This window comes from Cupriavidus sp. 10L43_2 (genome assembly GCF_056395265.1).
Genome location: NZ_JBFTJE010000032.1, coordinates 1 through 7794, shown reverse-complemented (window position 1 = coordinate 7794; position 7794 = coordinate 1). Strand labels below are relative to the sequence as shown.

Genomic DNA, 7794 nt, shown 5'->3' with positions numbered 1-7794 from the left:
GGGGTGCGGGGGCTGGGGCCGGGGCAGGCGATGCCTTGGCCGGCAGCGCAGGCGCTGCCGGACGGCTGATGGCCCGCACACGGGCGGGGGCCGGCGCAGCCAGGGCCGGGGTCTTTGCCGGGAGCTTGGCCGGGGCGGCCATGCGCGGCGCGGCCGTCATCACGGCCTGGGGCGCGCGCGCCTCGGGGGCGCGCACGCCGCCCAGGTCGAAGCGCGCCACCTCGGACACCAGCCCGCCGGCCTGCTGCATCAGGCTCTCGGCCGCCGCGCTGGCCTGCTCCACCAGCGCCGCGTTCTGCTGCGTCACCGATTCCATCTGGGTAATCGCCAGGCTGACCTGCTCGATGCCGGCGGTCTGCTCCTCGCTGGCCGCGCTGATCTCGCCCATGATGTCGGTCACACGACGCACGGCGCCGACGATGTCGTCCATGGTCTTGCCGGCCACTTCCACCTGCTTGGCGCCGTCCTGCACCTGGCGCACCGAGCTGTTGATCAGTTCGCCGATCTCCTTGGCTGCCGACGACGAGCGCTGCGCCAGGCTGCGCACCTCGGCCGCCACCACGCTGAAGCCCCGGCCCTGCTCGCCGGCGCGGGCCGCTTCCACGGCGGCGTTCAGCGCAAGGATGTTGGTCTGGAAGGCGATGCCCTCGATCACGCTGATGATCTCGGCCACGCGTGCGGAGGATTTCGAGATGCCATCCATGGTGTCGACCACGCTGCGCACCACCCGGCCGCCTTCCGTGGCCACATCCGAGGCGTTGACCGCCAGCTGGTTGGCCTGGCGGGCGTTCTCGGCGTTCTGGCGCACCGTGGAGGTCAATTCCTCCATCGACGCGGCGGTCTCCTCGAGCGAGGCCGCCTGCTGCTCGGTCCGCTGGGAGAGATCGGTATTGCCACTGGAAATCTCGCGCGCTGCCGTGTCGATCGAGCCGGCGGCCTGCTGGATGCCGCGTACCAGCACGCCAAGCTGGCCGAAGGCGCGTTCCATCGCGCCAAGCATGCGGCCCATCTCATCCTGGGTGCGCACGGCGATGGCGTGGCCCAGGCGGCCCTGGGCGAGCGCCTCGGCGGCGTCCAGCGCCTGGCCGGCCGGGCGCGTCACCGAGCGGGTGATGGCCAGGCCCAGCAGCGCGGCGATCGCGGCGGCGGCGGCCGCCAGGCCGATCAGCAGGTTGCGGGCAAAGACATAGTGGTCGGAAGCCTCGGCCACGGCGTCGATGGCCATCTTCCGGCCAGACGCGGCGGCTTCGTCGAGTTTGTCGAAATAGGCGCCCTGCGCCGCCGGCAGCGTCACGATCAGGCCGGCGCGGGCGCTATTGAAGTCGCCACCGCGCAGTTGTTGCATGACGAGGTCGAGCTGGCCGTTGTAGGTGGTCCGGGTCTGGTTGAGCTGCTCGAACATGGCCTTGGACTCGGCCCGGCCACTGGCCTCGATGATCTTGGCCAGGGTTTCCAGGCTGGCGCGCATCTCGTCGCGCAGCTTGTTCACCTTGTCGATGTTCTGGGCGGCCAGCGCCGGATCCTCGGTCAGCGTGGCGTCGCGCACCAGCACACCGATCTGCAGCGCCCCTTCCTTCACGTGGTTCAGGTCGATGACGCGCAGCAGGCGCTGCTCCACCGCCTGGTGCATCGCATCGTTCATCCCGCGCAGCGCCGTCACGCCCACGGCCGCTACGGCCGCCAGCAGCAACGCCACCGCACAGAATGCCAGGGACAGTCGTGCCCCGATACCCATGTTTCGCAAGCCCATCTCAGCGTACCTTTCTCTCTTTTTCGATGTTGGATGTACGTCTAGCGTCCACCGGAATCCGGGTGTCGCCATCAGCGCTATCGGGCAGGCCGGTGCGCTTCTTGAGCGGAAAATCGAAATAGGGGGAAAAGTGCCGGCAGTTCGTCAAATTGCCGCGTCAACGACTGGCGTCTAATCTGTTCCGGGCACTCCGGCCCGGCCGATCACGGCCACTGCGGCAACAGACCGCGACGAAACGACGAGGGCAAAAAAAAGAAGCCCACGCGCGGGGTGCTCGTAGGCTTTCAGGACTGCTGTGAAAGACCGGGGGTAAACCGGTCCGAACCCCGGAATATAAACCTGCTTACATGAGGTGTAAATGAGGCTTCTATCAGGGAATGCCCTGATGGCGGCTGTAACGAATTGAGCACTTTCGCGTTCCATGTCATGCCATGCCGCACATTCGGGCATATCGGCAGTTATCGGCAGCGTCCCAGAAAGCTTTAGTGCGAGCGGATTGCGACCCAAACGTTGCTTTTCTGTCAGGCGCCGACCACGAAGGTGCTACTTCAATCACACCGACTGCATCAATAAAATAAATAGAGCTTTACCTCTAGGCATTGTTCGCGGGCCAACTTTGTCAACACTTGTAAAACTTTGTTACCCTCCCGGCTGAAGTATTCCCCTTCTCTCCTCGCAAGGCCGGCCGAATTGCTCGGCCGGATGGCGCCATTCAACCGTTCGGTGTGCGCGCCCGTTAACGTGATGAAGGTGAGCCCCTGCCCCGGCTCCGAGAGCGAATGTTTCATATCTCGCCGGGATCAGGGCGCGCCATCCGTCACTTTTAGTGCGACCTCGATCCATGCGCCTGGTCCTCGGACCGTTGACCGCCGCCAGAACCCTCGCGGGCTCTTCCGGAGAAGTTGTGAAGCAGGAAAAAAAGGTTCCCCGTCCCAGCCGAAAGTTGCAGCATCTGCACTTTGCGGCCCACAGCGCCAGCCGCAATACCGTCATCGTGCACCTCTCGAATGGCACGCGGCTGACCGGGATCGTGCTGGCCTCGGACAATTACATGATTCTGCTGGGCAAAACGGGCGAGGATCCCATGCCCACGGTGGTCTACAAGCGCGCCATTACCGTGGTGACGCCGGCGCACGCGCCGGAAGCCGACGCAGCGGTGCTGGACGCCGAGGCGTCGCCGGATTTTGTGCGTCTATATATACCGCGCACCCGCAAGCGCCGCTGACGCCGCCAGGCCGGCCTGCGCCGGCGGCGCCCCGCCCATTCCCCGGGCCGGCCGCCATCCGCAATAACGCCGGGGGTTCCGGGCAGCGCCCGCAAACTCTCGCAAAGATCACTCTAAAGTCTCCTACCGCCCTGTCGATAACCCTTGCAACGGAGGCACTCTACGCCCTGCAACGCAGGCAGCCAACGTTACGGCACCCGCCGGAATGCCTAAAACATTGCATATAGGAGTCGTACCATGGCGCAAGTCATCAACACCAACATTCTGTCGCTGCAAACGCAGAGCAACCTGAACACGTCGCAATCGTCGCTGAACACCGCGATCCAGCGCCTGTCGTCGGGCCTGCGCATCAACAGCGCCAAGGACGATGCTGCTGGTCAAGCCATCGCCAACCGCTTCACCGCCAACATCAAGGGCCTGACGCAAGCTTCGCGTAACGCCAACGACGGTATCTCGATCGCGCAAACGACCGAAGGCGCCCTGAGCGAAGTCAACAACAACCTGCAACGTATCCGTGAACTGTCGGTGGAAGCCGCCAACGGTACGAACTCGGGTTCGGACCTGAAGTCGATCCAGGACGAAATCAAGCAACGTCTGTCGGAAATCGACCGCGTGTCGGCTCAGACCCAGTTCAACGGTGTCAAGGTTCTGGCCAAGGACCAGAACATGTCGATCCAGGTTGGCGCCAACGACAGCGAAACCATCTCGATCGCCCTGAAGGAAATCACCTCGAAGACCCTGGGCGTCGCTGGTTTCAGCGTTGCCGGCCCGCAAGGTGCCACGGCTTCGATCGGTTCCGCCGCCGCTCAAACGGCTCTGGGTTCCGCTACCCCGGTGACGGCTGCTTCGGCAACCGGCATCGCCGCCGCTGACATCCAGCGCGCTCTGGGCCTGAACACCTCGGCAGCCATCAACTCGCAATCCGTCGTGACGGATTCGAAGGGCAACTGGTTCGTGCAAGTGAGCATGACCGGCCTGACCGCCGCCGACGACGCCGCTCTGTCCTCGAAGGGCCTGGCTGGCAACGGTACGGCTACCTCGACGACGATGTACATCGCCGTCAAGCCGAGCGACGCTTCGGTGTCGGGTTCCACCGCCGGCTTCACGATCAAGGGCGCTTCGCTGCAAGCTTCGGACTTCCAACAAGCTGCCACGGTTGACCCGCTGAAGACGCTGGACTCCGCACTGGCTTCGGTTGACAGCCTGCGTTCGAGCCTGGGTGCTGTGCAAAACCGCTTCGAGTCGACGATCAACAACCTGAGCACGACGGTGAACAACCTGTCGGCTTCGCGTTCGCGCATCGAAGACGCTGACTACGCAACGGAAGTGTCGAACATGACCCGCGCGCAGATCCTGCAACAAGCTGGTACCTCGGTGCTGTCGCAAGCGAACCAGACCACGCAAAACGTGCTGTCGCTGCTGCGTTAATCGCCGCGCCGCAAGAAGGCCGGGCCGCAAGGCCCGGCTTTTTTGCCGGAATGTTTTGCAGGCAGCCCACTGCCTGCAAAGCGTTTCAACCGAGCAGAACCCCTCGCCTCACCGGACGGAGCAAACCATGGCAACTCCCAATCCCGTTTCCACTCCGGCGGCCCGCATTCCCGCCGACACCGTGGCCATCGCGCCGGCTTCCGCCGCCCCGACCGCCACGGTAAAAGCCGTTCGCCCGTCGCATGAAGCCGACCGCGCGGACACCCGGCCCGCCGCCGATGCGCCTGAAAACACCGCCACCGCGGTGCAGGAGCTGGTGGACGTGCTGAAGACCACCTCCATTGGCCTGCGCTTCGCCATCGACGACCAGACGCACCGCGTCATCACCACGGTTTTCGACAAGGAGACGGGCGAGATCATCCGGCAAATGCCGAATGAAGACGTTGTGCGCCTGGCGCGCGCGATCGACAAGCTCCAGGGCCTGTTCGTGAGCCACGCCGTCTGACCTCTGCAATCACCCAGTTGAAGACAAATAACAATAGGTAGAACAGTCATGGCAATCTCTTCCATCGGTATCGGTTCCAACCTCGAGCTGCAAACGCTGCTCGACAAGCTCCAGGCAGCGGAAGAACTTCCGCTCACGCAGATCAACAACCAGGCCAAGAGCTACCAGGCCAAGCTGTCCGGCTACGGCACCATCAAGAGCGTGCTGGATGCCTATTCGGCCGCCGCCAAGACGCTGAACACCGCCGCCACGTGGAGCGCCGTCAAGGCCGCCGTGGGCTCGGATAGCGTGCTCAGCGCCGCCACCGACGCTACCGCCGTGGCAGGCAGCTACAACATCAACGTGTCCTCGCTGGCCGCCGCGCAATCGCTGGTCTCGAAGTCGGTGGCCGACAAGACCGCTGCCATCGGCGGCGGCACCATCACGGTGGACTTCGGCGCCGACCTCGCCACGGGCGGCACGCCCACCAGCACCAAGACGGTGACGATCGGCTCCGATACCTCGCTGGAAGGCATCCGCGACTCGATCAACAAGGCCAATATCGGCGTCACCGCCAGTATCATCAACGACGGCAGCGGCACGCCCTACCATATTGTGCTGACGTCCAACAAGACCGGCACCCAGTCCGGCATGCGTATCAGCGCCAGCGACAGCGCCGTGAGCGACATCGTGGCCTATGACCCGGCCGTGGCCACGCAGCCGAACGGCATGTCCGAGAAGGTGGCCGCTGCCAACGCCACGCTGAAGATCAACGGTATCGACGTCACCAGCCAGAGCAACACCGTGCAGGGCGCGGCCCAGGGCGTGACCCTGACGCTGAAGTCCACCGGCACCACGACCATGAACGTGACGCGCGACGATGCGTCGATCAAGGCCAGCGTGCAAGGCTTTGTCACCGCGTACAACAACATCCTGTCGGCCGTCGGCTCGCTGACCACGTTCGACACCGATGCCGGCACGGCTGGCGCACTGAACGGCGACGGCACGCTGCGCAATATCGCCACGCGCCTGCGCTCGATGCTGACCACCCCGATGTCCGACGGCAACGGCGGCTCGGTCACGCTGTCCGATCTCGGCATCGAGTTCAACGTGACCACCGGCAACGCTGGCAAGCTGGAAATCGACGACGACAAGCTGAACAAGGCGCTCTCGGACAACTTCCAGGACCTGACCAAGTTCTTCTCGGGTGTGGATGGTTCGGCCGGTATGGGCAAGACCATCACCGACTATGTCGACTCGCTGAACGGCACCTCCGGCGCACTGACGGCAGCCACCGACGGCATCACCGCCACGCTGAAGGATCTGGAAGACAAGTACACGGCGACGCAGGACCGCGTCACGTCGACGATGGACCGTTACCGCGCGCAGTTCACGCAGCTGGACCTGCTGGTGTCGAAGCTGAACCAGACCAGCAGCTACCTGACGCAGCAGTTCGCGGCCATGAACGGCACCAGCAGCAAGTAAGTCACCGGAGTTCACCATGTTCGCGCGCCAAGCCATCAATGCCTATGCCCAGGTCGGTGTACAGACCGGGGTCATGAGCGCCAGCCCGCACAAGCTGATCGCGATGCTGTACGACGGCGCCCGCTCGGCCATCGCCCGTGCCAGGTTCCACCTGGACAATGGCGAGCTGGAGGCGCGCGGCAATGCCATCTCCAAGGCTATCAACATCATCGACAACGGGCTGCGCGCGGTGCTGGACCACGAGGCGGGCGGGGAAATCTCCGCCAACCTCGAATCGCTGTACGAATACATGACCCGTCGCCTGATGCTGGCCAACCTGCGCGGCGACGCTACCCTGCTGTCGGAAGTGGATGCCCTGCTCGAGAATCTTGCCTCGGCCTGGACCGCCATCGACCCGGCAGCGCCCACTGACGCCGAGCCCGCTGCACCGACCGCCATCACGCAGCCGGCCCTGCAGGAATCCTGAGATGTTCGATATGTCCCCCATCGTCAGAAGCTACGAAGAGCTGCTGGTGCTCTCGGAGCAGATGCTCGAAGCCGCGCGCGCGTCCAACTGGGATGCGCTCAACGATCTCCAGCAGGTCTACATGGCCGAAGTGGATCGCCTGCGCCTGCTCGACCACACCAAGCCGTTCTCCGACAACGAACGCCTGCGCCGCTTCCAGTTGCTGGAGCGCATCCTGGCCTACGACGCCCGGATCCGCGACCTGACCATGCCGCGCCTGGCCCAGTTGGGCGAACTGCTGAACAGCTCGCGCCGCAAGCTCGAGTTGTCCGCCGCCTACGGCGCCGCCGCCTGAATCCACTGCCCTTCCGTGCTTGCGGAAGGGATCGACCGACGCGTATCACGTCCATCGCCATCCGCTGACACGCGCCCATGACTGGCATCCAAATCCCGGCGGCCCTGGTGCCCCACGCTGCACCGGACACGCAACTCTCGCGCCCGGCGCTGGCCATCGACAAGCTCGCGGCGCTGATGCCGGTGCACGACGTCTCGCAGGGCGACGTGCAGTCGTCCACGGGCGAGACCGTCCAGGCCCGGCCGCCCAGCGCGGTCGGCCCCGGCGCCATGGACGCGCGCGGCAACGCGCTGACCACCTCCACGCGCGAGACCCTGAGCTTCGCGGCGCGCGCCATCCTCGACCTGTTCGAATCGGGCGATGCGCAGCCGCTGCAGACGCGCGCCCCGCTGCTGGCCACCGCGCCCGGCGCGGGCAACGCGTCGGCGGCCACGCTGTCCGCCGCGCTCGCCACGCTGGTCGACCAGAGCGGCCTGTTCTACGAATCGCATGTGGCGCAATGGGTAGTGGGCCAGCGCCCGCTGTCGGCCCTGCTGCAGGAGCCGCAGGCCGGCCTGCGCCAGCCCGCCCCGCCGGCCCAGACGGCCCCGCCCGCCGCGACGCCACCGCAGCAGCCCGCGCC

8 protein-coding genes and 1 pseudogene are annotated in these 7794 nt (G+C 65.3%); 7 read left to right on the top strand and 2 right to left on the bottom strand.

The genetic code is table 11. The features are described from left to right. The coding region (locus tag AC1DEL_RS27325) for a methyl-accepting chemotaxis protein (RefSeq protein ID WP_477159237.1) at positions 1–1735 on the bottom strand (1735 nt) is incomplete at its 3' end. A 581-nt stretch (positions 1736–2316) separates the two neighbouring features. Continuing rightward, positions 2317–2538 carry a hypothetical protein gene (locus tag AC1DEL_RS27320; RefSeq protein ID WP_092295428.1) on the bottom strand — a complete coding sequence of 74 codons (222 nt, stop codon included), beginning with the start codon at positions 2536–2538 and terminating at the stop codon, positions 2317–2319. 116 nt (positions 2539–2654) lie between these two features. On the opposite strand from AC1DEL_RS27320, the gene AC1DEL_RS27315 reads away from it, so the two are divergent. The 7 genes and pseudogenes from AC1DEL_RS27315 to AC1DEL_RS27285 all read left to right on the top strand — a co-directional run. Next, positions 2655–2975, top strand: a complete 321-nt coding sequence (locus AC1DEL_RS27315; RefSeq protein WP_092295431.1) for an RNA chaperone Hfq — start codon at positions 2655–2657, stop codon at positions 2973–2975. Positions 2976–3212: 237 nt separating this feature from the next. Continuing rightward, the gene (locus tag AC1DEL_RS27310) at positions 3213–4403 is read left to right on the top strand and encodes a FliC/FljB family flagellin (protein ID WP_092295434.1); all 1191 of its coding nucleotides are present in this window, start codon (positions 3213–3215) and stop codon (positions 4401–4403) included. Positions 4404–4530: 127 nt separating this feature from the next. Further along, positions 4531–4908: a flagellar protein FlaG gene (locus tag AC1DEL_RS27305; RefSeq protein ID WP_092295437.1), complete on the top strand. Its 378-nt coding sequence runs from the start codon at positions 4531–4533 to the stop codon at positions 4906–4908. Between the two features lie 48 nt (positions 4909–4956). After that, positions 4957–6372 (top strand): flagellar filament capping protein FliD, encoded by a 1416-nt coding sequence (gene fliD, locus AC1DEL_RS27300; RefSeq protein ID WP_092295440.1) that lies wholly within the window; start codon positions 4957–4959, stop codon positions 6370–6372. A gap of 16 nt (positions 6373–6388) precedes the next feature. Next, positions 6389–6838 carry a flagellar export chaperone FliS gene (gene fliS, locus AC1DEL_RS27295; RefSeq protein ID WP_092295443.1) on the top strand — a complete coding sequence of 150 codons (450 nt, stop codon included), beginning with the start codon at positions 6389–6391 and terminating at the stop codon, positions 6836–6838. Between the two features lies 1 nt (position 6839). Continuing rightward, on the top strand, positions 6840–7172 hold the full coding sequence (locus tag AC1DEL_RS27290) for a flagellar protein FliT (RefSeq protein ID WP_092295446.1): 333 nt from the start codon (positions 6840–6842) through the stop codon (positions 7170–7172). Between the two features lie 77 nt (positions 7173–7249). Beyond that, a pseudogene (locus AC1DEL_RS27285) lies at positions 7250–7794 on the top strand (flagellar hook-length control protein FliK); the annotation flags it as partial.